20 protein-coding genes are annotated in these 22,476 nt (G+C 41.6%); 9 read left to right on the plus strand and 11 right to left on the minus strand.

What is annotated here, in order from left to right; genetic code table 11:
• Positions 1-107 precede the first annotated feature (107 nt).
• From U2718_RS04525 to U2718_RS04540, 4 genes are all read right to left on the minus strand, one after another.
• Complete coding sequence (locus U2718_RS04525) at positions 108-1,070, minus strand: TIGR03885 family FMN-dependent LLM class oxidoreductase (RefSeq protein WP_341995467.1); 963 nt, start codon at positions 1,068-1,070, stop codon at positions 108-110.
• A 55-nt stretch (positions 1,071-1,125) separates the two neighbouring features.
• On the minus strand, positions 1,126-2,523 hold the full coding sequence (locus U2718_RS04530; protein ID WP_341995737.1) for an Nramp family divalent metal transporter: 1,398 nt from the start codon (positions 2,521-2,523) through the stop codon (positions 1,126-1,128).
• A 212-nt stretch (positions 2,524-2,735) separates the two neighbouring features.
• Positions 2,736-3,380, minus strand: coding sequence for a pentapeptide repeat-containing protein (locus U2718_RS04535; RefSeq protein ID WP_341995468.1), 645 nt, complete (start codon positions 3,378-3,380; stop codon positions 2,736-2,738).
• Positions 3,381-3,526: 146 nt separating this feature from the next.
• Positions 3,527-3,832, minus strand: coding sequence for a YkvA family protein (locus U2718_RS04540; RefSeq protein ID WP_411813226.1), 306 nt, complete (start codon positions 3,830-3,832; stop codon positions 3,527-3,529).
• Between the two features lie 487 nt (positions 3,833-4,319).
• On the opposite strand from U2718_RS04540, the gene U2718_RS04545 reads away from it, so the two are divergent.
• Both U2718_RS04545 and U2718_RS04550 read left to right on the plus strand, forming a co-directional pair.
• A complete protein-coding gene (locus U2718_RS04545; protein ID WP_341995471.1) occupies positions 4,320-6,008 on the plus strand; it encodes a phosphoenolpyruvate carboxykinase in 1,689 nt (562 codons plus the stop codon).
• Between the two features lie 611 nt (positions 6,009-6,619).
• A complete protein-coding gene (locus tag U2718_RS04550) occupies positions 6,620-7,228 on the plus strand; it encodes an MBL fold metallo-hydrolase (RefSeq protein ID WP_341995472.1) in 609 nt (202 codons plus the stop codon).
• Positions 7,229-7,378: 150 nt separating this feature from the next.
• On the opposite strand, the gene U2718_RS04555 is transcribed toward U2718_RS04550, so the two are convergent.
• Positions 7,379-8,656 (minus strand): MFS transporter, encoded by a 1,278-nt coding sequence (locus U2718_RS04555; RefSeq protein ID WP_341995474.1) that lies wholly within the window; start codon positions 8,654-8,656, stop codon positions 7,379-7,381.
• Between the two features lie 87 nt (positions 8,657-8,743).
• The gene (locus tag U2718_RS04560) at positions 8,744-9,685 is read right to left on the minus strand and encodes a serine hydrolase (RefSeq protein ID WP_341995475.1); all 942 of its coding nucleotides are present in this window, start codon (positions 9,683-9,685) and stop codon (positions 8,744-8,746) included.
• Positions 9,686-9,700: 15 nt separating this feature from the next.
• On the opposite strand from U2718_RS04560, the gene U2718_RS04565 reads away from it, so the two are divergent.
• The 4 genes from U2718_RS04565 to galK all read left to right on the plus strand — a co-directional run bounded on the left by U2718_RS04565 (position 9,701) and on the right by galK (position 14,014).
• Positions 9,701-10,444: a C40 family peptidase gene (locus U2718_RS04565; protein WP_341995477.1), complete on the plus strand. Its 744-nt coding sequence runs from the start codon at positions 9,701-9,703 to the stop codon at positions 10,442-10,444.
• A 123-nt stretch (positions 10,445-10,567) separates the two neighbouring features.
• Entirely contained in the window at positions 10,568-11,593 is a 1,026-nt protein-coding gene (locus tag U2718_RS04570; protein WP_341995478.1) for a glycosyltransferase family 2 protein, read from the plus strand.
• A gap of 210 nt (positions 11,594-11,803) precedes the next feature.
• Positions 11,804-12,415 carry an NAD(P)H-quinone oxidoreductase subunit I gene (gene ndhI, locus U2718_RS04575; RefSeq protein WP_341995480.1) on the plus strand — a complete coding sequence of 204 codons (612 nt, stop codon included), beginning with the start codon at positions 11,804-11,806 and terminating at the stop codon, positions 12,413-12,415.
• A 531-nt stretch (positions 12,416-12,946) separates the two neighbouring features.
• A complete protein-coding gene (galK, locus tag U2718_RS04580) occupies positions 12,947-14,014 on the plus strand; it encodes a galactokinase (protein ID WP_341995482.1) in 1,068 nt (355 codons plus the stop codon).
• Positions 14,015-14,055: 41 nt separating this feature from the next.
• Here galK and U2718_RS04585 read toward each other — a convergent pair whose 3' ends face one another.
• Positions 14,056-15,729 carry a glycosyltransferase family 39 protein gene (locus U2718_RS04585; protein WP_341995484.1) on the minus strand — a complete coding sequence of 558 codons (1,674 nt, stop codon included), beginning with the start codon at positions 15,727-15,729 and terminating at the stop codon, positions 14,056-14,058.
• 559 nt (positions 15,730-16,288) lie between these two features.
• Here U2718_RS04585 and U2718_RS04590 point away from each other — a divergent pair.
• The 3 genes from U2718_RS04590 to U2718_RS04600 all read left to right on the plus strand — a co-directional run bounded on the left by U2718_RS04590 (position 16,289) and on the right by U2718_RS04600 (position 18,683).
• The gene (locus U2718_RS04590) at positions 16,289-16,930 is read left to right on the plus strand and encodes a class I SAM-dependent methyltransferase (RefSeq protein WP_341995485.1); all 642 of its coding nucleotides are present in this window, start codon (positions 16,289-16,291) and stop codon (positions 16,928-16,930) included.
• Positions 16,931-17,188: 258 nt separating this feature from the next.
• Complete coding sequence (locus U2718_RS04595; RefSeq protein ID WP_341995486.1) at positions 17,189-17,701, plus strand: hypothetical protein; 513 nt, start codon at positions 17,189-17,191, stop codon at positions 17,699-17,701.
• A gap of 94 nt (positions 17,702-17,795) precedes the next feature.
• Positions 17,796-18,683 carry a hypothetical protein gene (locus tag U2718_RS04600; RefSeq protein ID WP_341995488.1) on the plus strand — a complete coding sequence of 296 codons (888 nt, stop codon included), beginning with the start codon at positions 17,796-17,798 and terminating at the stop codon, positions 18,681-18,683.
• A gap of 166 nt (positions 18,684-18,849) precedes the next feature.
• Here the strand turns inward: U2718_RS04600 and U2718_RS04605 are convergent, their stop codons facing one another.
• From U2718_RS04605 to U2718_RS04620, 4 genes are all read right to left on the minus strand, one after another.
• A complete protein-coding gene (locus U2718_RS04605) occupies positions 18,850-19,575 on the minus strand; it encodes a hypothetical protein (protein WP_341995489.1) in 726 nt (241 codons plus the stop codon).
• A 138-nt stretch (positions 19,576-19,713) separates the two neighbouring features.
• Positions 19,714-19,908 (minus strand): 30S ribosomal protein S21, encoded by a 195-nt coding sequence (gene rpsU, locus U2718_RS04610; protein WP_341995490.1) that lies wholly within the window; start codon positions 19,906-19,908, stop codon positions 19,714-19,716.
• Positions 19,909-20,036: 128 nt separating this feature from the next.
• Positions 20,037-20,348: an RNA-binding protein gene (locus tag U2718_RS04615; RefSeq protein ID WP_341995491.1), complete on the minus strand. Its 312-nt coding sequence runs from the start codon at positions 20,346-20,348 to the stop codon at positions 20,037-20,039.
• A 164-nt stretch (positions 20,349-20,512) separates the two neighbouring features.
• Positions 20,513-22,135: a hypothetical protein gene (locus U2718_RS04620; RefSeq protein WP_341995493.1), complete on the minus strand. Its 1,623-nt coding sequence runs from the start codon at positions 22,133-22,135 to the stop codon at positions 20,513-20,515.
• Between the last annotated feature and the right edge of the window lie 341 nt (positions 22,136-22,476).

Raw genomic sequence — 22,476 nt, forward strand, 5'->3', positions numbered from 1 at the left:
AACTAGCAAATACTATCTATAAATACTTGAATCCTCTATCAATGCGATCGCGGCGAAAAACTCTAAGTATGAAAATTTTGTATTTTCTGTTACTAGCCCCTTGCATTTTACACCAAAGCTGGCAAAACCTTTTCGCTAAAAACCTCAATAAACTGCTGCTGCTCACGGTTAACATTGTGCAGAATTAGTTCATCAAAACCCAATTCAATGTAATTTTGCAACCACTCAATATGCTGGTTGCAGTCAGCTGAGATGCGGATGTGTTCGTAGAGTTCCTCTGGTTTGACAAACTCTCCAGCGGCATCAAACTGCTGGGGAGTTCGCAGTTCTGTCATGACGATATTCTTGAAAATGTTGTTGCGCCACTGTTGATGTGCTTTTTGTTTTGCAGTTTCTTCGTCGCGATCATAAGAAAGTTGAACTTTTAAGATCATTGGCTTTCCTTCTCCACCTCCACGGCGAAAAGCATCAACCACTTTTTGCAATTCTTCTAGTGGGTGAGAGATTGTAATTAATCCATCAGCCCAACTCCCCAACCATTCTGCCGTTTTTGCAGTAACAGCAGCACCAATAATTAGAGGAGGAGTTTGTGGACGAGTATAAAGTTTTGCCTCTTCAACACAAACCAAACCGTGATGAGTAACGGTTTCCCCAGCCCAAAGAGCGCGGATAATATCAACACACTCTTTGAGGCGGGTATTGCGATCGCTTTTACAAGGCCATTTATCTGCTGTGATTTGTTCATTCACTGCCTGACCGCTACCTACTGTTAGCCAAAAGCGGTTGGGGAACATTTCTGCTAGGGTTGCCGCGGCTTGAGCTATAATCGCAGGATGATAGCGTTGTCCAGGAGCGCAGACAACACGGTAGGAAAGCTGGGGAGTTGCTTGCATTGCCGCACCCAGCCACGACCAAGCAAAGCCGCTTTGTCCTTGTTCTTCACTCCAAGGGTGGAAGTGATCAGAAGACAGAGCAAGGCCAAAGCCTGCTTGTTCTGCCATCTGCACATATCTCAACAGTTCGCTGGGTTTGAATTGTTCGTGGGAAGCGTGATAGCCAATTTTAACCATAAATTTTTCTCCGTATCAGTTGCAGTCCCTGTTGATTGCGTGTTGTGTAATGTCTTCAGAATGCTCCAAGTAGTTGTAAAAGATAGATCAATGCAAATACCGCAAAAAATATTCCCGCGATCGCTGTACCAGCAAAAATTACTTTCGATGGTTGTAGTTCCTTTGGCAGCATTCGCTGGTTGAGGAAGAGCGTAAGTCCGGTAACAATGGGAATATGAGCAGCTTCAATTGCGCCTGCTGTTTGCAGCAAACCAACAGGTTGACCGAAGAACAAATAAACAGCAATTGGTAAAATCACCAGTAGAACTACAATGTAAACACGCTGCAAGAACTTCTCGTTAGTCCACCATCCCCGCACACCAAAACCTTGAAGAATAATCTGCGTACCATCGGCAAACATCCGTCCAAAACCATCTTCTACTGAGAGAACAGTACTACAAAAGGTGATAAAAACAATCGCCACCATAAACCAGAAGCCAAACGGCCCCCAAAGGTCGCCTAGTAGTCTTCCCAGAGTTTCTGCTACCTGATTTTCTTGTGGTACAATTCCCAGTGGACGCAGCAATTCACCACCAAGAATCAGGAAAGATAATGCTGCTAAAAGCGCACCAACTACAGCTAAGGTGTTGGATATAGCCATTAGATTTAACCAGCCACGTAATTTCTTTTTTTGCTCCTGGTTGAGTTGTTTGGGGTTTATACTTTCTTTTCCTTTAACACTAGCAGCACCGTAACCTCTGGCTTCAACCCAGTAGGAATACCACATTAACCCGGCTGCTCCAGCTAGCATAAAGCCCAACCAAGGTAGTATTTCTTGATACTGTATATTTTGAGGTATTTGCGGTATTAATCCGGCTACTAGTTGACGAACACTAGGAAAAACAAGAATAGCAGCTGTTACCACTGCCACCGTGCGAGCAATTCCTACATAAGAAGAAATCTTCTCTACTACGTTGTATTGTCCAAACAAAACAATTGCCGCCGTGACAACGATGATGATTACTGTCCATAGTTGGACACCTCCTCCAGTAACCAAAATCATTGCCGTAGCAGCGGCTCCTGCCAGCCCAGCAACAGTAGAAATCGCTACCACTAACTGCGGTAGCAATATCAGCCAAATAGCCCAGTTTTTTGGCCCAGGAAGTTGCTTGAAACCTTCTAGGATAGTTGCACCAGTACAAACTGAAAAGCGGCCTACCTCACCATTAATAAACCATTTCAGGATCACAGCAGCAAGTAACGCCCACAGTAGAGAGTAACCATAGAATGCGGCAATTCTAGGTGTAAATAGCAATTCACCAGAACCCGCAGCCGAAAGCATCCATAAAAAACTTGGCCCAAGCCACTTCAGGTTTTCCCATCCATGTGGTGACTCTGGTATATTTTCTATATTTTGTTCTTGCTGAATTTTAGCGGCTTGTGCTGATAAATCGCGATCGCTTCTTTTATTCATTTCCTGGAGAAGATGAACCTTTGTGGCTACAGCCAGATTTTGTCGAATATCTGCAAAAGGCTCATCAATCAAAAGTAAAGTTTCTATTTCTACCTTAAGATTACTCTTATTTACTGAAAACTCTGCCAATTAACCTGTCTGCGGTAGGATGCACCTGTACTAAAAACACAGATCCCCGACTTCTTATTAAAAAGTCGGGGATCTTAGACTTATCAACAATTATCAAAAAGCACCCCACTCAAATTCGCCCCTTTTAAGTCTACTTGGGAGAGATTTGCCCCTCTCAAATCTGCCTCACTTAAATTGGCGTTACTTAAGCAAGCATGACTTAAATTTGCTCCTCTTAGATTTGCCCGTGATAAATTTGCTGAGATTAAATTAGCTCTAACCAACTGTGACTGACTCAAGTTAGTATCGCTTAAATTAGCATCTTGTATATCTGCTGCTGTTAAGTCTGCCTGACTAAGATTAGTTCCACTGAAATTAGCCAAATTTAATTTCGCTCTACTTAAATTTACTTCACTCAAAACAAGCGAACAGAGCTTGGCAGATCTCAAATTAGCATTAATAAAATGTCTTTCTCCGATTGCATAACGACGCAAAAGTTCATCTGTTGTCAATCGCTGTGAAACAGCAACCCAAGCACCTTGATAACACCATGTAGCTTCCATCAGATTAGTAGCAGTATTAATAGCTACCTCATCACATTTAGAAACGATCACACCATTGCAGCCATCCCAATCACCTTTGAGCATAAAGGCAATTTCATTAGCGGCAGCAATTGAATCGAACAGCAAAACAGATTTTTGAGGGCTTTTTAACCAGCAATTTAAAGCTGTTGATATTATGTTTTTCATTCTTTGATAACCTAATTTAAAAAAACAATCGGAGCTAGAGATAATCCAACTCCGTGCTATTTACTTATATTTTGTGCAAAAAGCTCAGTGACTGTAATTTTCAACAAGTTGGATATTTTGCTTCTAGTCTTGATATCCACTACTGATTAGTTTAAAGATACAGCGTTGGCATCAATTACAGTAGATGTTTGAGTGGAATGTGAGGTCGCAGAATTGTCTTTTTGACGATTTTTACGTTTTTCTGCAATAATTTGGGAAACTTCTGCAACAATTAAGCTAGCAACCAGCCCATCATCAATCCATCCCAAAAAAGGGACAACATCCGGTGAAATGTCCAACGGGCTGATTAAGTATACTAAGCCAGCAATGACTGCAAACCAGCGATATTTAGTGTTACGGAAAACTTTACGAATATTGTCTACTAAGAGCTGAGTAAAAAATCTCTTGCCCATTGAGAATGTCCTATAACTAACAATATTAATCATGACAAATTTGCACATAAAAGTCTTGTGTTGATAACCCTTAGCTTTGTAGTGAAAACTCACCGCCCAAACTTATGTACGGTTAACCGTATCTTATCAGTGCAAGAATTTTGCTGTAGTTTCTATCATCACCAGTAAGCAGATGTATTGTAGTGCGATCGCTCTTTTGAGCCTTATATCCATAAAACTTTATATAAAGAATTACTCCTTTCTCACAACTTCCTCACATTTTTTTCTTAGCGTAGTAGTAGTAGCCAATCAAAAAATAAAATTAAAAATAATTTCCTCTATTTTGGATGGAGATAAGCATAATTTTCTGTTGCATTGCGATATTGGAAAACACCGCTGCAATGGTAGAAATGTTATGTCGCTATCAAACAAGAAGGTACAGAAGCAAGTTTGTGAAGGAAGGGCTATCTTTGGCTTAGTACAGCATTGAATAACGAAAAATCGGGCAATGACAGAAAATATATTTGTACAGACCTGGCTTGACGGTGTGCCGTTACTAAATGGCAATTCTATGGAATCGGCAATGCCTGGAAATGTGATGCACAGCAACTATGCTCTAGAAGAGCAAGATATCCTCAACCCTGGTAATGTCTACTGGAATCTTTCGACTCCAGCCCTCTATGAAGAAGCGATTCGACGGCAAGAGGGAGTGATGGCAGCTGAAGGGCCATTTGTTGTGCGTACCGGTCAACATACAGGGCGATCGCCAAATGACAAATTCATTGTTCGTGAATCTAGCAGTGCAAATGAGATTTGGTGGGGAAAGGTAAATTATCCCATCAGCGAGCATCGTTTTGAGGCTCTACACGCAAGAATGTTGGCATATATGCAAGGACGAGATCTGTTTATTCAAGATTACTATGCTGGTGCTGACCCCAACTATCAGCTGTCGGTTCGCTTCATTACCGAGACAGCATGGCATAGTATCTTTGTCCGCAATCTATTTATTGAACCATCGCGGCAAGATCTCGCCAGTTTTTTGCCTGATTTTACTGTCATTGCTTTGCCCAACTTCCATGCCAAACCAGAAATTGATGGCACCCATTCGGATGTCTTTATTGTCTTAAATTTCGCCCGTAAATTAATTTTGATTGGTGGCACCAGTTATGCTGGTGAGATTAAAAAATCTATATTTACAACCCTTAATTATCTGCTACCTCACCATCACGTCCTGCCGATGCATTGTGCTGCCAACGTTGGGCAAAGTGGGGATGTGGCTTTGTTTTTTGGATTGTCTGGTACGGGTAAAACAACTCTTTCTGCTGACTCAAAGCGCACGCTGATTGGTGATGATGAACATGGTTGGAGCGATCGCGGCATCTTCAATTTTGAGGGTGGCTGTTATGCCAAGTTAATTCGCTTATCTAGGGAAGCAGAACCGGAAATTTATCAAACAACGCAACGCTTTGGCAGCATTCTAGAAAATGTTGTGATTAACCCTATCACCAGGCATTTAGATTTAAATGATGCCAGTCTTACAGAAAATACCCGTGGAGCTTACCCAATTGAATATATTAGCAACGCCAGCTCCACTGGAATGACTGGTCATCCGCGGAACATTATTTTCCTCACAGCTGACGCTCTGGGAGTATTGCCACCAATCGCCCGATTGACTAATGAACAGGCGATGTATCACTTTTTAAGTGGCTATACAGCGAAGGTAGCCGGAACAGAAAAAGGGTTGGGACACGAGCCTCAAGCTGTCTTCAGTGCCTGCTTCGGCGCACCTTTTATGGCTTTGCACCCCAGTGTTTATGCGGCTTTGTTGGGGCAAAAAATTGAACATCATAAAGTAAAAGTGTGGCTCGTCAATACAGGTTGGACAGGTGGCTCTTATGGTGTAGGAGAGCGCATCCCCATCAAACAGACTCGCGCTATGTTAACAGCAGCCCTCAGTGGCGCATTAGACGAAATACCCACGAAAGTTGATCCGGTGTTTGGTTTCCATGTCCCAGTTCGCTGTCCTGGGGTATCTGAGAAGTTACTGACTCCTCGCTTGACTTGGAGTGATCCTGATACTTACGATATCCAGGCTTATAAACTTGCAGAAATGTTTATGGAAAATTTTAAGCAATTTGCAGATGGAGTTCCTCCTCAAGTGCGATTGGGCGGGCCTTTACTAGGAAAAGAAAATTAACTAATTTCTTAATAAAAAAGCCAGTAGAAGAAATACTACTGACTAACAGTAAAGCCAATTGGAAGTTATTGAGGAATCATGGTCTAAAAATTAGAATTCCAGAGACTAAAATTTATGTAAAGTGATATGCAATTTTCATGCAACACCTGGTAATTTGTCTTTGGCATCAAAAAATTTCCGCTGAAGTTGCAAAGAAAAAAGCTAGTGGGACACACACCACTAGCACAAAGCAAGCCAAAATGTAAAGTCAATCTCATGAACTAAAATTGATAATTTCAAAAAACGATCATCTCGTAAAGTTATATGCAACTTTCATGCAACAAGATACCTCTTATACAATTTCCCTAAATTTTGGCTACGGATGGAAATAAGGTTTGTAATTGCGCTTAAGCGCTACTACAAACTATGTGTAGCCTTAATTTGGAGAATTGGTATTATTTAGTAATTTGTAGGGTGTTTTGAAGCGGTGCGTTACGGCTAGTTCTCGCTCTTTCAAACTCTCAAATCTTTAATCTAGCCGTAACTCAGCCCACAAAATTTCCACAAACTGCCCGCTCCAATATGCCATTGCAGTGTATGCTGGCAAAGGAGCGATTCAAAAATCTATGTTTATGAAATTACTACACCGTTCTGACTTATATGGATGGTCGAGCTTCGATGAAGAACGCAATGTAGATTTCAATAGCGTTGCTTGGATTCGTCCCCAGGGAAATATTGTTATAGATCCATTACGTTTATCGAGCTATGACTGGAAACATCTTAATTCCTTGGGTGGTGCGAGTTGGATCGTTATTACCAACTCCGATCATGTACGTGCTGCCAAGCAAATCGCTAATTCTTTTAGTGCCAAAATAGCAGGCCCCATCGCTGAAAAAGACTATTTTCCGATTAAGTGCGATCGCTGGCTTGCTGAAGGTGATGAGTTAGTACCAGGATTGCAGGTACTGGAGTTACATGGCTCAAAGACCCCAGGTGAGTTAGCATTGCTTTTAGAAAAAACAACCCTAATTACTGGTGACTTGGTACGAGCACATCAAGGGGGCAGTTTAATGATTTTACCAGATGGGAAACTTTCTAATCGAGCAAAAGCTGTTGCTTCAGTTCAGAGATTAGCAAAGATAAAGGAAATAGAGGCTGTACTGGTAGGTGATGGCTGGTCGGTATTTCGAGATGGTAATCTGGTTTTACAAGAACTTATAGATAACATCAGCAAATCTTGAGGAACTAGCACAACAAAACAGTCGTAATGAACTCACTAAATATGAAAAAGGGCATTGGGCATTGCTATAAAAATTTCTTCCCTACACCCTTTTTTAAGAGAAACTGTCATGCGATAAATCATACAAATAGCCAATAAGAATCTCTTTTCTCTAGCCCCTCGTCTTTCTACCACAATGAACCGATGATTTGAGACTCAGGGCAAATCCTGCTGTTAACAGTGTGAGAACCCCAGTTACCCAAAAAGGAGTGCTATAGCTAATACTGACGAGTAAACCTGCCACAGCAGGGCCCATCGCAGTAGAGATACTTAAGTAAGATGCATTGATTCCTTGAACTTCACCTTGTTCGCGATCGCTGCTATTGATAGATAAGATAGCACTGATCAGTGGGATCGGAAACGAATTGGTGATACCCAAAAGACACACTAAGACAACGAACGCAGGAAAAACAGGAAAGAGGGGAATTAGTAGAAAAACTGCGGCTCGTCCAGCAATTGCCACAGCCAGAATATTGGCAAGATTGAACCTTTTTGTCAGGGGTTCGACAGCAAAAATTTGTGTAAGCACGCCCACTACGCCAATGAGTGTAAATACGATCGCCAAAGTTTGGGCATCTTGATTGAGAACCTTGAGGAAGAAGGGTTGAAAGGCAAAGGTGAAGAGTGTAAATGTAAAGCCGCTAAAAAACGTTAGCACAAATGCCTGACCAAGCTTTGGATGCAATGCAGACTGAAAGATTTTACTGAAACCAAACATTTGCCAACTCAGTTGCAATTTCTGTTTTTGTGGTAAGGTTTCTGGCAGTAGTAACCAAGTTAGAACAACAGCTAAAAAGGCAATAATGGCTCCGGCAAAAAAGCTCATCCCTAGTGAAGAAACTCCCGGAAAAGTCGGTAACAATTGAGCAAAGTAACTAATAGCAGGCCCTGTAACAAATCCTAAGCGAAAAGCAGCATCAAGTAAGCCAAATGCTTTAGCGCGATCGCCTGGTGCAGTCGTGTCAGTAATAATAGCTCTAGTAATGGAAGTGTTTCCTCCTGTCAAACCATCGAAAATCCTAGCGGCAAAAAGTAACCAGGCAACAGGTGCAAAGCTGGCGAGCAAATTCGCGATCACGGTTCCCACGAGACTGATGACAAGAAGCGGCTTGCGTCCCATCAAGTCAGAAAAGCGCCCTAAAACAGGAGTAGCTATGAATTGAGCGATCGCGTAACCTGTAGTGAGCAAACTGGCTTGAAAATCGCTCAATCCAAATTGTTTGGCGTAGGGATAAAGAATGGGAATAATAATTGTGAAACTGACTGAGTTAATAAAGGCAATCAGAGCAATAATCCAAAATTTTAGAGGGAGATCGAACTTCGCTTTTAGGACTTTCAAAAGACGCATGATGAAAAAGGAACGGGGAACAGTAAGGTGTTTTGTTGCCAAGCGCAACGCACCTCTTATATTTACTAAAAATCAGATCCCCGACTTCTTAAAGGAAGTCGGGGATCTAGGCAAAAAACTAGCTCTTCACTATGCCATATTGGCAACGGTTTCTACAAAACTCTGAGAAATAAAAGGCAGGATGTCGTGGTTCTTAGCGTTTGCTTTGCCTTCAATGAATACTACTAAGAGGTAGGGGCGGCAATCTGGTATTTCAATATACGCTACATCATGGCGAACTTGACTAGTCCAACCTGCCTTTGACCAAATTTGTGCTGTTTGGGGAAGTCCACCGCCTAGAAAACCTGTAACCTGATCTTCTTCAACATCCTTGGGCAATTCATCAGGGTTCAGACTGCGTTTGAGTAGAGCCATCATTGATTGCGATCGCCCACCAGACACTGCCACTCCCCCGACAATACTGTGCAATAATCTAGCGGTAGCATTTGTTGTCAGCATATTGCGATTTTCTAGTAACTGACCGTAAAATACGCGTTCGCGTCCGTATGGCCCATCACACCAGGTTTTTTGGCAGGCGTTAATCGTTTCCATTTCCGCCCACCCCAAAGACTGATAATAACGGTTAACAAGATTGCGTTGTAGTTTCCATGTCTCAAAAGGCCCTGATGGTAATTCTGGCCCTGATGTTGTGCCAGTTAGCACATCTATTACTAAACTGGTAGCATCATTGCTAGAGTCCACAATCATATCACGCATGGCTCTTTCTAACTCAGTGGAAGTCTGCAACATTCCTGACTCTAGCCATTCTTGTATCGCTACTAAATAAAACAACTTCACCACGCTTGCTGGGTAAATTCGCTCAACACCTCTATAAGTGAAACCACGGATGGGATGATTCCAAAAGGCATCTGGAGTGAGAGCGCCACCAGTATTTACTAGTACAGGTGGATCGTAGACAATCCAAGTTAGGGCAATTTGGTTACGGGCTAAGGTCGGAAATTTTGTCCAAGTAGCCTCTAAAATAGCATTGCCTAACCGTTCGAGTTGTTCGTCTTTATTGAAGAAAGCCATTGTTATTCTTGTAGGATGTCCCTTAATCTCAGATCCAAAATCCAAAATCTCATCTTAGGTGAGTACGAGTGTCTCGCTAACATAAACATATACGATTCTCCCGAATGTACGCGCCTAGCAACACAAGCTGCATCAGGACGACATTTACAGGTGACATCAACTGAAACGGATGCACAGACGGGTAATAAAACATCTGTACAGGTATGTTTGTGTGAGGATGATTATCCAGGGTGGTTATCGGTTGCAGATTTAAATTTATTACAGACTGCTACTGTACTCTATCAGGCTAAATCTTTTTCTGAATCTGAAGTTAGAAAAATGCTACCAGAGGTAATAGCTTTTGCCCATCAAGCGATGGAACAGCCTAATTATTACCTTTGGGGTGGTACAGTTGGGCCAAATTACGATTGTTCTGGTTTGATGCAAGCAGCTTTTTGTTCAGTTGGTATTTGGTTACCGAGAGACGCTTACCAGCAGGAAGCTTTCACCCAGCCAGTTACAATTTCCAACTTAGAAATAGGCGATCTCATATTCTTTGGGACTCCCCAAAAAGCCACTCATGTGGGACTCTATTTAGGGGATGGTCGTTACATCCATAGTTCTGGGAAAGATAAAGGACGTAACGGTATTGGGATTGACATTCTCTCGGAACAAGGCGATGAGGTTAGTCAGTCATACTACCAGCAGCTACGTGGTGCTGGCAGAGTGGTGAAGAGTTACGAAACGCATAGTCACAAAAGAAAGGGTTTAAGGGTGTGAGGGTATCTGGGTGTAAGGAAAAATTATGTGGGTACATGAAAACCCAGATGGGTGAATTTAAATCGTTCCCCCATACCCCTATACCCTTCCCTATACCCCTAGCAAAAAAGGACACAAGTAGGTATGAGGAGTGAATTAATTGCTAACGGGATGGCTGGACAATCTGAAACAAAGTCCTTATCCATCCCTGATGTCTCTGTAGTGGTGCCTGTGCGTGATGAAGTGGAAAGTTTGCCTCACTTGTTGGAGGCGATCGCTTCTACGTTAAAAAGTAGTCACTTAAGTTACGAAATTATCTGTGTCGATGATGGTTCCACGGATGGTTCAGATCGGTTTCTCAAGGAACAAGCGCAAATTCGTAATGACTTAAAAGCCGTGATTTTACGTCGTAACTACGGTCAAACTGCGGCAATGGCAGCTGGATTTTATTACGCCCACGGCAAAGCAGTTGTAACTTTAGATGCCGATTTACAAAATGATCCTGCGGATATACCCATGCTATTAGCAAAGTTGGAGGAAGGCTACGATTTAGTGAGCGGTTGGCGGCAAGCACGCCAAGATGCTGCGGTAACGCGCTTACTCCCTTCTAAAATTGCTAATTGGCTAATTCGGCGCGTCACTAGCGTGAATATTCATGACTATGGTTGTTCGCTCAAAGCCTATCGTGCCGAACTGGTGGCTGATATGAACCTCTACGGAGAACTGCACCGCTTCTTGCCAGCCTTAGCCTATATCGAAGGCGCGAGAATTACAGAAATACCTGTGCGCCATCATGCCCGTCGATTTGGGCGTAGTAAGTACGGTTTGTCGCGGACATTTCGAGTCTTGATGGATTTATTAACCATTGCTTTTATGAAAAAATTCCTCACCCGCCCAATGCACGTTTTTGGACTGTGGGGCTTAATTAGCATAATTTCAGGAGGTGCGATCGGCATTTACTTGACTTGGGTAAAATTTGCTTTGCATCAAGATATTGGCGATCGCCCTTTATTGATTTTGGCAGTACTCCTTTTGGTAACTGGAGTACAGTTATTTTGCTTCGGTTTGTTGGCTGAGTTATTGATGCGTACTTACCACGAATCTCAAGGACGCCCGATTTATCGCGTGCGTGAGGTAATAACAAATAAGCAATTGACAACTGAAAGCTAAATTTCACTGCTTATGAAGGCAAGGGTCAATTATGGCCCAGCCATTATCTCCGAAAATTTTTCTGCAAAACACTTTAGCTAAAAAAATTTTAACAATATTTTGTCATCCTAATAACAAATAACCTTAACTTTAAGTCTTTCATTCGACAGAGGAAGCTATTAATCACAAAGATTACTGTGCTCATTAACGGCTCTGAAAATGGAGGACTTAATGTTTAACTTCCTAAAGCAAGTTGCCGACTACACGAAAGAAACTGTTCAAGCAGCTAGATATATTGGGCAAGGACTGTCAGTTACTTTCGATCATATGCAACGTCGTCCGATTACGGTGCAGTATCCTTACGAAAAACTGATTCCTTCAGAACGATTTCGAGGCCGAATTCACTTTGAATTTGATAAATGTATTTCATGTGAGGTTTGCGTTCGCGTCTGCCCGATTAACCTACCAGTAGTAGATTGGGAATTTGACAAAGCAGCTAAAAAGAAAACACTCAAGCATTACAGCATTGACTTTGGTGTTTGTATTTTCTGTGGTAACTGCGTTGAATATTGCCCTACCAACTGTCTATCAATGACAGAAGAATACGAACTTAGCACCTACGATCGCCATGAATTGAACCACGATAATGTGGCGATGGGAAGGCTCCCTTATAAAGTGAACCTAGATCCAATGGTGACTCCGTTGCCAGAATTAGTTTACTTACCCAAAGGTATGATGGAGCCTCACGGGCTACCGTCAGACGCTCGTCGTACAGGTTTAGTGCCATCTGAAATTGTGGAGCAAACGGCACAAAAGAGCAAAAATAACCGCAGTGAGCCTTAAACTTTGTTCTTGTTGCTATTACTATGGTGGAGGAAAAGTTTGAGCGATCGCTCAATTCTTGCTCTTGAAAAGTAATTACCTCCATCAAGCTACACATCTACCAGCGGTCAAGCCAAATCGCTTTTAGAATAAGATGATGTCGGATTGTGAAGAATATTAATTTAATGAGTTTGTGACACTCATATCACCAAACAATTGCAAACAAATAAATTCATTTAATATCAAGAATCTACTTTATTTTACACCCATCCCAAGGTAATCTTGGGTGCGTTACATTACGTTAAGTTATTCTAGAAATTTAAGATTAATTTTAGAAACAAGCCTTTATCTTTATTTACTATATCTGCTGTGCTGTGGTGAAATTTTAGATGATGTTCTTCTGCAAATCCTCCTATAAACTTAAGCTAGACTTTAGAAATTAGCTCTAAGAGTTTAAAGTGCAAATTAAGAAAATATGCAATTGTATGTCTCCTAAATTTAATTGATTAATGGAGGTTCAACATTTGCTGATTTCACCATCACAAAGTGGTTATGAATTTCCAACAACTATTTGCTAAACCACCAGAAGCCGAAGCTAGCGCCCCTGGAAGAGTAAACTTATTAGGCGAACATACAGATTACAATGATGGTTTTGTTCTGCCAACAGTAATTCCGCAAAGAACTACGGTACAGGTGGGTTTTAGTACTGATGGACAACACCATTTCTATTCGGAAAATTTAGATGAACGAGTAGATATTTTAGAAATTAAGTATACGCCATCGGGATTTACAAGTTATATTTTTGGGTGCATCCAAGTTTTACAACAAAAAGGTCACACAATACCATCGCTAAATTTATACGTCAAATCATCGGTTCCGATCGGTTCAGGTTTGTCTAGCAGTGCGGCTTTGGAAGTTGCAACCCTGCGAGCATTACGCCAACTCCTCAATCTTGCGATCGATGATGTAGAAATTGCTCAATTTGCACAGCAAGCAGAAATTCATTACGCTGGCGTGCAATGCGGCATCATGGATCAGATGGCTGCGAGCCTTGGTGACACGGAACATATTTTATTTTTAGATAGCCGTACTTTGGAACGCCGGATGCTACCTTTCCCTTCTGGAGCAGAAATTGTGGTGATAGATAGTGGTATACCTCGCACGCTAGCAAGTAGCGGATATAACCACAGAAGAACGGAGTGCCAAGAGGCAGCGCGATTACTAAAAGTTAAGGCATTGCGAGATGTTACTAACAGTAGCGCAGTGAAAGCTTTACCCGAACCTTTGCAACGTCGCGCTCATCATGTGGTGACGGAAAATAATCGTGTATTGGAGGTTTTGCATGGTGTATCATCTGAACACTTTGGCAAATTAATGAATGCTTCCCACGCCAGCTTACGGGATAATTACGAAGTTTCTGTACCTGCACTTGATACTTTAGTCGAAATGTTGCAGAAAACTCTAGGAGTGTTTGGCGCAAAATTAACAGGCGCGGGTTTTGGTGGTGCTTGTGTGGCTTTAGTTGCAGCAGGTGAAGGGAAAAATATTGCGACAAAAGTGCTTGAACAATATAACAATTTAGGTAACACTGGACGAGTTTTAATTCCTGCTGGCATTTAGCTAAGATGTAGCAAAAATTATCCTTTGAAATGGAAAGTCTTCTACGGCAGCACTTGAACCAATTGGTATTGTTGTATCTTTCCAAGCACCTGATGAGGTGTGGTTGACTCAGACGCTTGTTTGGCAGAGATCCAAGCATAGCTAGAAGTTGGCAATTCAGAAATTTTATCTACTCGTTTTCCGATGTGGGGAGTGTAGAAATTGAGCAATACTCCAGTTTTGCCTCCAACTTGAACAAAGTGGATGGGATGATGCTGTAAAACTTGAGCGATCGCAGGTTGTGCCAAAAAAGTTCTGACATCGGGATTGTAATCACTCAAAAAGCCGTAACTACCAGCCACAGCCAAAGCCAGCCATGCCGGAATCAACCACCCAGCCAGCCAATAACTAGAAGTGAGAGACTGCTTGCCAAAGCGGTAACGACAAATCCACACAACAGGCAAAATCAACCAACCACCACCTAAAGCCAAAGCCAGGATTGCATACTTGCGGAACTCGCCACTACCTAAAGCCAAAGCGATCGCACCCGCTAATAATAATAAAATAGCTAATACACCAAAAATATAGCTGAGATTGCGAGGATAAGAGGACACGGAGGCACGGAGATACGGAGACACGGAGAAAGTTTCTGAGAAATTCTCTGCGTCTTTCATTTCAAATGATTTGAATTTGGTATCATACACCCAACCTAGCCAATCTAACCCTACGGCTGCAAGCAAGGCAATGAACGGATAAAGCAAAAGACTGTAATGAGGTAGACGAGTAGAAAAAAGACTAAGTTCAACAAATAAAACTAGGGGAAAGCCAATTAGTATGGAATTGTAGCGGGGTAGGGGACGACGAGAAGCTAAAAATAAGCCTAAAAGACTGAAAAAAAACCAAGGAAACGCTTTAATCGGGACATTCCATACATAGAAGAAAATTCCGTGATCCCGGCGATCGTTAGAACCGAGTCTAAACACAAAGTTGAGTAACTCTGCACCACTATCATTGCCAAAGCGTAAAAAACTCAACCACAGCCAAACAAATGTAGGAATTAAGCCGACTGTCAACCCTAAATACAACATAGGGTTTTTCAGGTGCCGATGACGGCGATGTTCGCCAATAAGGTAAGGGAACAAAGCGATCGCCGGCAAGAAAATCATAAAGCTTCTAATTAAAAAGCCTAAACCAAAACAAGCACCAGCAATAAAGCTATAAAAATTGCCATATTTTGAATGTAATTCTGCTTTTAGTAAAGACCAAATTGCTAAAAGAACTAAAAAAATCATCGGCACATCTGGTGTGCCTAAACGACAATATTGCAACCAGAGAAATTCTACGCTCAAAATTGCAGCAGCAAGCCAACCAACTTTTTTACCAAGTAGAATTTTCCCAACTTCGTATAGAATTAGCACGCTCAGAACACCGAAAACCATACTTGGCAGGCGCACGCTAGTTTCACTAATACCAAACAAATTGTAAGAAGTGGCTATTAACCAATAGGGGCCAGGGGTTTTATGATGGGGTTCTGACCAAGGATTGATCCAATCACCAGACTCAAACATTCGGCGCGATCGCCAAGCATACAATCCTTCATCATGCGCCATCAAGCTACTTTGCCCAGAACCCAATAGTAATAATGGTAGTAGCCAAATTAGCAGACTAATGTAAGGGAAACCCGCCCAGACGAGTAAGCGCTGCAAAATTGAGGGAGAAAGTAATCTAAATAACATTTGGCGTTACTGAATAAGGGGATGATTGAGGCTGACGCGGGGACGCAAATACAACTAGACGCAGGGATTATGGTTGATGCAAATTCCAAAATCATCCCGCAATTATGCAACGCCCAACATTTAATTAAATATAGGCATTATTAATTGCATACACTAAAAGGGAATTGGTGAGTGGTTTATCTAAATAGAATACCCTGCGGGAAGCCGTACCTATGCTCTTGCGCGTTCACCGTCAGGCGTTGCGTTAGCTAGCGACTTCTGTTCCCCGTAGGGGTTCGGTGCAGGGTAAGTAGCTGTACTTACGGAAGCTGCTCCGCATCTACCGCATCTACCGCGTCTGTGCGTCTACAGGAGCCAGACGCCAGAATATTCTGTATTCTTCTTCTATACTCCCCTTGTCCCCGTGTCTCCTTGTCCTCTTCTTTGTCCCCAGTCCCTATTTTTTCAGACTTTTTCTAATATTTTCTAATATATGTATTGTGAGTTATAAATTTTTCTCACGACACAATACCTGTTAATACAACAAATATAGGCAAAAATTCTCTTAAAATCGAGTTTTATGCTGCTAAGACCGGATCAACGTAATAAAATAGACGCAGGTGACGATAAGCTGTTTTATTCTTTTCCACGCTTTGTTACTCATGTAGATGAAGGGTTTATTCAACAGCTTACAGATTTATATCGCCAGCGTCTGCAACCAAACACTCGTATTCTTGATATGATGAGCAGTTGGGTATCTCATCTACCAGAAGAAATAGAGTTTGCCCATGTGGAAGGACACGGACTTAATGCTGAAGAACTGGCACGTAATCCCCGCTTAAATCATTATTTTGTACAAGATCTCAACGCAAATCCCAAGTTGCCACTCCCAGATCAAGATTTTGATGCCGTTCTTAACTGTGTCTCTGTACAATATTTGCAATATCCTGAGGCAGTCTTTTCCGAGATTTACCGTGTTCTGAAACCGGGTGGTGTGGCGATCATCAGCTTCTCTAACCGAATGTTTTTTCAAAAGGCGATTCAAGCGTGGCGCAATAGTTCAGAAGCAACTAGAGTTGAATTAGTCAAAAGCTATTTCCAGTCACATCCTGGATTTACTACCCCAGAAGTGATTGTTCATACAAGTCAGCTTCCTAATTTTCTCCAGTGGTTTGGTGGAGGAGATCCATTCTATGCTGTGATTGCTGATCGCAGTCAGTGAGAGTAAGGGTTTGGCAGCATTATCAATAGCTTCTAATTCTGACTTTTGCTCTAAATTAGTAGCCAACCAAAGAAAATTAGTAATCTCCACGCAACTGTTATTAAAAAGTGAATTTTCTGGTATTGACCAATCAAAACGCTGATAATTGCCTTGAAGAGAATCTGAAGGATGCAAAAAAGTGTGAAATAATTTTTACTGATTCCCTTCAGTATAGCTGACTTCATCCTTTATTCATTTCAGCATTAAGAGGAGCCAAGCATGAATTTTCTTCGTGTTCGTAAGATTGTTGCAGTTGTTTTATTGTCAGTATTAGTACTGACTACAGCTTGCACTCCCAAAGAACCTGGGCGCTTTGATCAAGTGCAGCAAGAAAGTAGCCGACAAAAAGCAGGACAAGCCGTTGCTAAAAATGCTACTCAGGGTGGCGAATTTAACAAATTTTTTCCACCTGCGGGAAATGGTTATGAACGTGTATTCACTCAAGAGAAGAAAGGTTTTGCTGAAGCCAAATTGAAAAAAGACGGCAAAGATATGGCAATGCTGGCTATTTCTGATACCACAAGCACACCAACAACAGCAGCGAGCTATGCAAACAGCACTAAAAAAATTGCAGGTTATCCAGCGCGGGAAATTGGCAATACGCAAACAGCAGTACTGGTAAACAATCGCTACCAAGTGAAAGTGCTTTCCCGCTCACCATCATTTACAGCCAGCGATCGCGAAGCTTGGCTCCAAAAATTTAATCTCAACGGGCTAGCACGACTGAAATAAAAGATTGTCCTCAGTCATCAGTCATTTGTCATTAGCGAAGAACACATGACCAATGACCAATGACAAATGACTAAATATAAATAAGGAGATTTTTGTGAGTAAACCAATATTTGAGTTGGTTGATGAGTTGCCAACCAGTGGCTTAACTGTTTCAATGCTTAACTCTCTAGATTTTGTCGCTCCTGGTGAGTGGCAAAACGTAGTTGGTTTTGTCAACACAATTAAAACCGTGACTGGCGAAACCGACGATAGTCTCATTCAGGCGATCGGTGAACGGGCAATATATCTCTATAATGATCGCTCTCAAGGATATCAACGGGCAATGTGGCTGTACCAAACCGTTGATAGTACAGATAAAGCTCTTGGTGCAGCAGCTTTAGCTAACAAGGTAGGAGAAAAAATTCCTCTGCTGGGCTTTCTCAACGCTGTTACTCCCAAACCAGACAAAGCCCAAACTATTGACTTATGCTTGAAATTAGTAGCGGAGTTGGTAGCATTTTGTCATATTAACGGTATTCCTGGAGATAGCATTGGAGACTTCGTTGCTTCCTTGGGTGAGTATAGCGGCGAGTCATTAATCCGCATGGTAGCGCTAGTTTGTGTTGATGGTTTGATACCCCTTGGCCCTGACTTTATCAGCAAAGGTCTATCTTTGATCAGCCAGACAAGCCCACAAGAGTTAGAGCAAAACTCGACTTTTAAGAGCATTCAAGATGCAATTCCAGGAAACAATCCTGCTGGCAAATTGAATTTTATCGGTGAAAGCTTTGACTCAGTTAAAGGTTGGATGAGCGGTTTAGTTGCCTCACGCAATTTAACGCCTCAAAAGGTAGTTCACCATTTGCAAAACTTTGTCGAAGTTAGCGATGACAAATTAGACTACCTCGCAGGATTCTTAGATGTGGCAACCAATTACTACGAACATACAGGTACACAAACCCTCGCACGTCGATTAATTGAACGAGCCGTAGCTGAAATTTAGCTTATTCATAAAGGCACGGCTACCTTCCGTGCTTTTATGAATGAGTTAATAATCTATCTTTCACAAACACTCACTTGTAAATTTGGGAAAACTCTGCGTACCTCTGCGCTTCCTTGGCGTGCCTCCGTGTTTAAGAAAACTACACAATCAAGACTCTTAACTTTGATTATGGCAATCGCAAATTTGCAGCGATCGCACGCAGATAAGGTTCAAAAATCGCCAAATTTTCCAGTTTATCGAACTTGCCTGTTTTTAAACTTGGATTAAAGGCAGTTCTAATCATATAAAGGTTTTTACCATCAAAGGCTACATAACCAAGATGGTGTTCCTGTACTCCGCCTTGTACCTTTAGCCCAGTAAAACCATAACTCAGTCCTTGGATTTTACCAATCTGAGCTGGTTGCGGGGGATGGGTTGAAAAACCAATGCGATTACCGTAACTACCTTGACGTTGTTTTGATAAGAATGTGTAATAGTCATTAACCCAAGCATTCAAAGCTGTCGATACCTGAGTTTTGTATTGAGGATTTTGGTAATCTATATTTTTGCCAGGTTCAATCCCTGCCTGACGCAGTAGATTTTGAAAGTTCTGCTGTTTATCTAGTGGATAAACTCCTATCTCCACTGTACCCAAATGTTTTCCGTTAGCAGATACACACATTAGAGGCGCATTTCCATCACAAGCAGCAACTTGCCAACCTGGAGGAGAATTCGTTTGCTCCAAAATACTCTTCCAAATATTACCCTGATTTGATTTTGGTGCTAAAGAAGAAGTATGAGGTTGTTCTGGCATCCCATTAGTTCTGGATAAACGCGGACTCACAACCTTAATTCCTAACGGTAGCAACACTAGTAAAACACCACCGAGTAAAACATGATAAAGTCGTAGCATTTTCCCGTCAACAGCACAGCAAGAGTTTAGTAATTAACAGTATCAGCAAAACTTTATGAGCACACTCCTTCATACATCCTGTATTGCTGTAATTCCGTAAAGGAAATCTTGTTGCTACCGAACTGTTCTTGTCGTGTTTTATCTGTAGCGAGAACCGCTTCTCGAACGTTGCTTGCGTCTAGCAACAGCTTTACGCTTTTCTTTTTGCAATGGAGTTTCAAAGTGACGATTTTTTCTCAGATCTTGGAAGATACCTGCTTGAGAAACTTGGCGCTTAAATCTTCGCAAAGCTGACTCAATCCCTTCGTTCTCTCCCAGCACTACTTGCGTCATTACTTATTACTCCTTTACGGCTAAACAGTGGAAGTTACATAACATATAAGCAAAAACTCCAGCAGAGCCAAGCAATTTGATTTATTTGATCTGCTGGAGACTCTTAATGTAAATTTTTATTAGAAATTTTAATAGCGGCGATTATTGCGGTTATTATTACCGAAGTTCCCGCCTGAATAGCTTCTTTGATTTCTATCCTGGCGTGGTCTAGCTTGATTAACCTTCATATTACGCCCCATCCATTCAGCACCATCAAGTGCCTCAATCGCTGCTGTTTCTTGTGCTTCTGTATCCATTTCTACAAAAGCAAAACCGCGTGGGCGTCCAGTTACCCGATCCATTGGTACTTGAACACTTTTAACGTTACCATACTCACCAAAAACCCCCTTAAGGTCTTCTTCTGTAACCTCATAGGATAAGTTACCAATATAAATCGACATAGCTCATCTCCGAAATCAGCAAAATGTAGAGTTAGATTCGGAGAGACGCTTTATAATTGCTAAAATCAATTTCTCAACCGAAAATAAATCCTGTAATTAGGAGTATAGCAAAAAATCTCAATCAGCACATTCAAGAGTAGCAGTAGCTTCTAGCAGAGAGCGGACTATTCAGCGCTTTGATGAACAGTGCTTTTTACAGGAGGTTTACCTGAGTTGCGAACATTAATGATCTTGCCGAGTAGCTCAAACCAAAAAGGCGCACCCATTGCGATCGCCAATCCACTGACAACCCAACCCAAAAAGCTTCTCAGCGGCGGGAACAACCAATTCTTACTTTCTTGAGCTTGCTGCTTGAGGTTAGTTGCATCTCGCCCAATTGGCAATGGGATTGTCTGGTTTACTTCCTGTCGGAAACATTCCAATGTAGCTGAATTAGTTTTGGAAACAGGGCAGGCTTGGGTAGCTAATTCTCCATTTTTAACCAGCATATCCCTTAGAGCAGAGTCTGTTCTGAGGCGACTGACAATATGAAAAGTATCTGCATTCAAAATAATGGCAAGCAAAAAACCGATCGCAAAAGCAACTCCTTTGGCATTGCGTTTGTAAACACCCGATGCTCGCTCCATCGAGCTATCAAACCAAACTTGAATTTCGGTTTGGAATTGATGAATTTCTTCTGCTATGGCTTGTTCGTGAGCCTGAGTACGCTTGAGATTAACTTGAGCACGTCTTGCCAAAGCCGCAAAGCTCTCTCGTACTGAATCAGGTAGGCGATCGCGAATGTTGATAATTTCTTGTTCGATTGCCTGGTATGCTTTATAGATTTCATCGTTGTTGTCGAGGTTGCAAAACTCCTCTTTGAAGGATTTGTAAGCCTCGCTCATCCGATCCACTTTGCTCTGTTTATTTTTAACCTCACCCACCAACAGATCTAGAACTTGGGCAAGACTTGGCTGCAACCGCCGGATCAACTCATCCGTATTGTTGTAAGAATCGTTGTGGTAGCTAGGATTACCCTGATAGAAAATAGCGTTTTTAAGAGATTTAAGTTGGGTAATAAACGTTGCAACTTCAGGATCGCCTGTTTGCTCGTAAGTAGCATAATTTTGAACTGAGTTTGGTGCAAGCAGTTGAGATATGCTAATGAATGAATCTAGTTCATCTCGGAGTCGGTTTACACTCGTCAGTAAAGTTGCTTTTGAACTGCAAAAATCTGCACGAATGCTATTAATTCTCTGCTTCAAACTCTCAGCCTCGTTTTTTAAGGTGTAGCGAGTTTCATCGGCGATTTGCAGATTTCTATCACTGATGTAACTCTCTATTTTAAGAATTATTTCCTCTTTCATCATTTTCTGAAGATTAAGAGCTGTCATATTCTGAGCTAATTGAGGGAGATTGAGCCTCTCTAGCAAGGTAGTTGCGAAGGTTTCGGATGGCATATACGAAGGCTCATTGCCCTTGAGAGTAATTTGGTGGCTTTTTCTACCAAAGATGACAATAGATCGAGTCAAATGACGCAACCATGCCTCAACACCCTCTTTAGATTCTTGACTGATATTTTTGATTAAAGGGTTCTCGTAAAGCTCTTGAACTATTTCCTTGACTTGGTGAGCGTTTTTGGTTCCCTCGCCACCAGTCAGCAGAATTTCAATTGACTTTTTCAGATGAGCTGCCCGCCATTGCAACACAGTAGCTAACAACTCTTGAATTTCAGAAGCTAATAAGCTCAAGATTAGATAGATGAAAATTAAGGCGATCGCAACATCTAGAACAAAAGATATATTCATCTATCAACCACTCCACTATGTATAAGCGTATAAGCTCTTTTTTTACGCTAATATACTGAGCTTAAATATATTTTTTTATACTTTTAATTAAACTTAAAGTTTTAAGAACGATTGTTTCAGCTTGGCGACTTCATGCTTGGTGTTGTTTTTAATCTGACAACAATCAAAACTTAACTCAGCCTTTAAGAGAGTGTGAGAATTTATTGTTATCAAAGTTCTTTTTTGATTGTGTTTTTAAATCAAACTCTCTTCTCTATTTAAGTGCCCGCTCGCACTTGTAGACATTTATGACTAGCTTTGGGCTTTTCCAACCGGAACAGTCGTAAAGCTGGAGATTGCAA

The organism is Chlorogloeopsis sp. ULAP02, assembly GCF_038404745.2.
Taxonomy (GTDB): domain Bacteria; phylum Cyanobacteriota; class Cyanobacteriia; order Cyanobacteriales; family Nostocaceae; genus Chlorogloeopsis.

Coding starts and splice junctions, on each gene's coding strand:
- U2718_RS04525 (WP_341995467.1), bottom strand. CDS start 1,070: ATGGTTAAAATTGGCTATCACGCTTCCCACGAACAATTCAAACCCAGC.
- U2718_RS04530 (WP_341995737.1), bottom strand. CDS start 2,523: ATGAATAAAAGAAGCGATCGCGATTTATCAGCACAAGCCGCTAAAATT.
- U2718_RS04535 (WP_341995468.1), bottom strand. CDS start 3,380: ATGAAAAACATAATATCAACAGCTTTAAATTGCTGGTTAAAAAGCCCT.
- U2718_RS04540 (WP_411813226.1), bottom strand. CDS start 3,832: ATGGGCAAGAGATTTTTTACTCAGCTCTTAGTAGACAATATTCGTAAA.
- U2718_RS04545 (WP_341995471.1), top strand. CDS start 4,320: ATGACAGAAAATATATTTGTACAGACCTGGCTTGACGGTGTGCCGTTA.
- U2718_RS04550 (WP_341995472.1), top strand. CDS start 6,620: ATGAAATTACTACACCGTTCTGACTTATATGGATGGTCGAGCTTCGAT.
- U2718_RS04560 (WP_341995475.1), bottom strand. CDS start 9,685: ATGGCTTTCTTCAATAAAGACGAACAACTCGAACGGTTAGGCAATGCT.
- U2718_RS04565 (WP_341995477.1), top strand. CDS start 9,701: ATGTCCCTTAATCTCAGATCCAAAATCCAAAATCTCATCTTAGGTGAG.
- U2718_RS04570 (WP_341995478.1), top strand. CDS start 10,568: ATGAGGAGTGAATTAATTGCTAACGGGATGGCTGGACAATCTGAAACA.
- ndhI (WP_341995480.1), top strand. CDS start 11,804: ATGTTTAACTTCCTAAAGCAAGTTGCCGACTACACGAAAGAAACTGTT.
- galK (WP_341995482.1), top strand. CDS start 12,947: ATGAATTTCCAACAACTATTTGCTAAACCACCAGAAGCCGAAGCTAGC.
- U2718_RS04585 (WP_341995484.1), bottom strand. CDS start 15,729: ATGTTATTTAGATTACTTTCTCCCTCAATTTTGCAGCGCTTACTCGTC.
- U2718_RS04590 (WP_341995485.1), top strand. CDS start 16,289: ATGCTGCTAAGACCGGATCAACGTAATAAAATAGACGCAGGTGACGAT.
- U2718_RS04595 (WP_341995486.1), top strand. CDS start 17,189: ATGAATTTTCTTCGTGTTCGTAAGATTGTTGCAGTTGTTTTATTGTCA.
- U2718_RS04605 (WP_341995489.1), bottom strand. CDS start 19,575: ATGCTACGACTTTATCATGTTTTACTCGGTGGTGTTTTACTAGTGTTG.
- rpsU (WP_341995490.1), bottom strand. CDS start 19,908: ATGACGCAAGTAGTGCTGGGAGAGAACGAAGGGATTGAGTCAGCTTTG.
- U2718_RS04615 (WP_341995491.1), bottom strand. CDS start 20,348: ATGTCGATTTATATTGGTAACTTATCCTATGAGGTTACAGAAGAAGAC.
- U2718_RS04620 (WP_341995493.1), bottom strand. CDS start 22,135: ATGAATATATCTTTTGTTCTAGATGTTGCGATCGCCTTAATTTTCATC.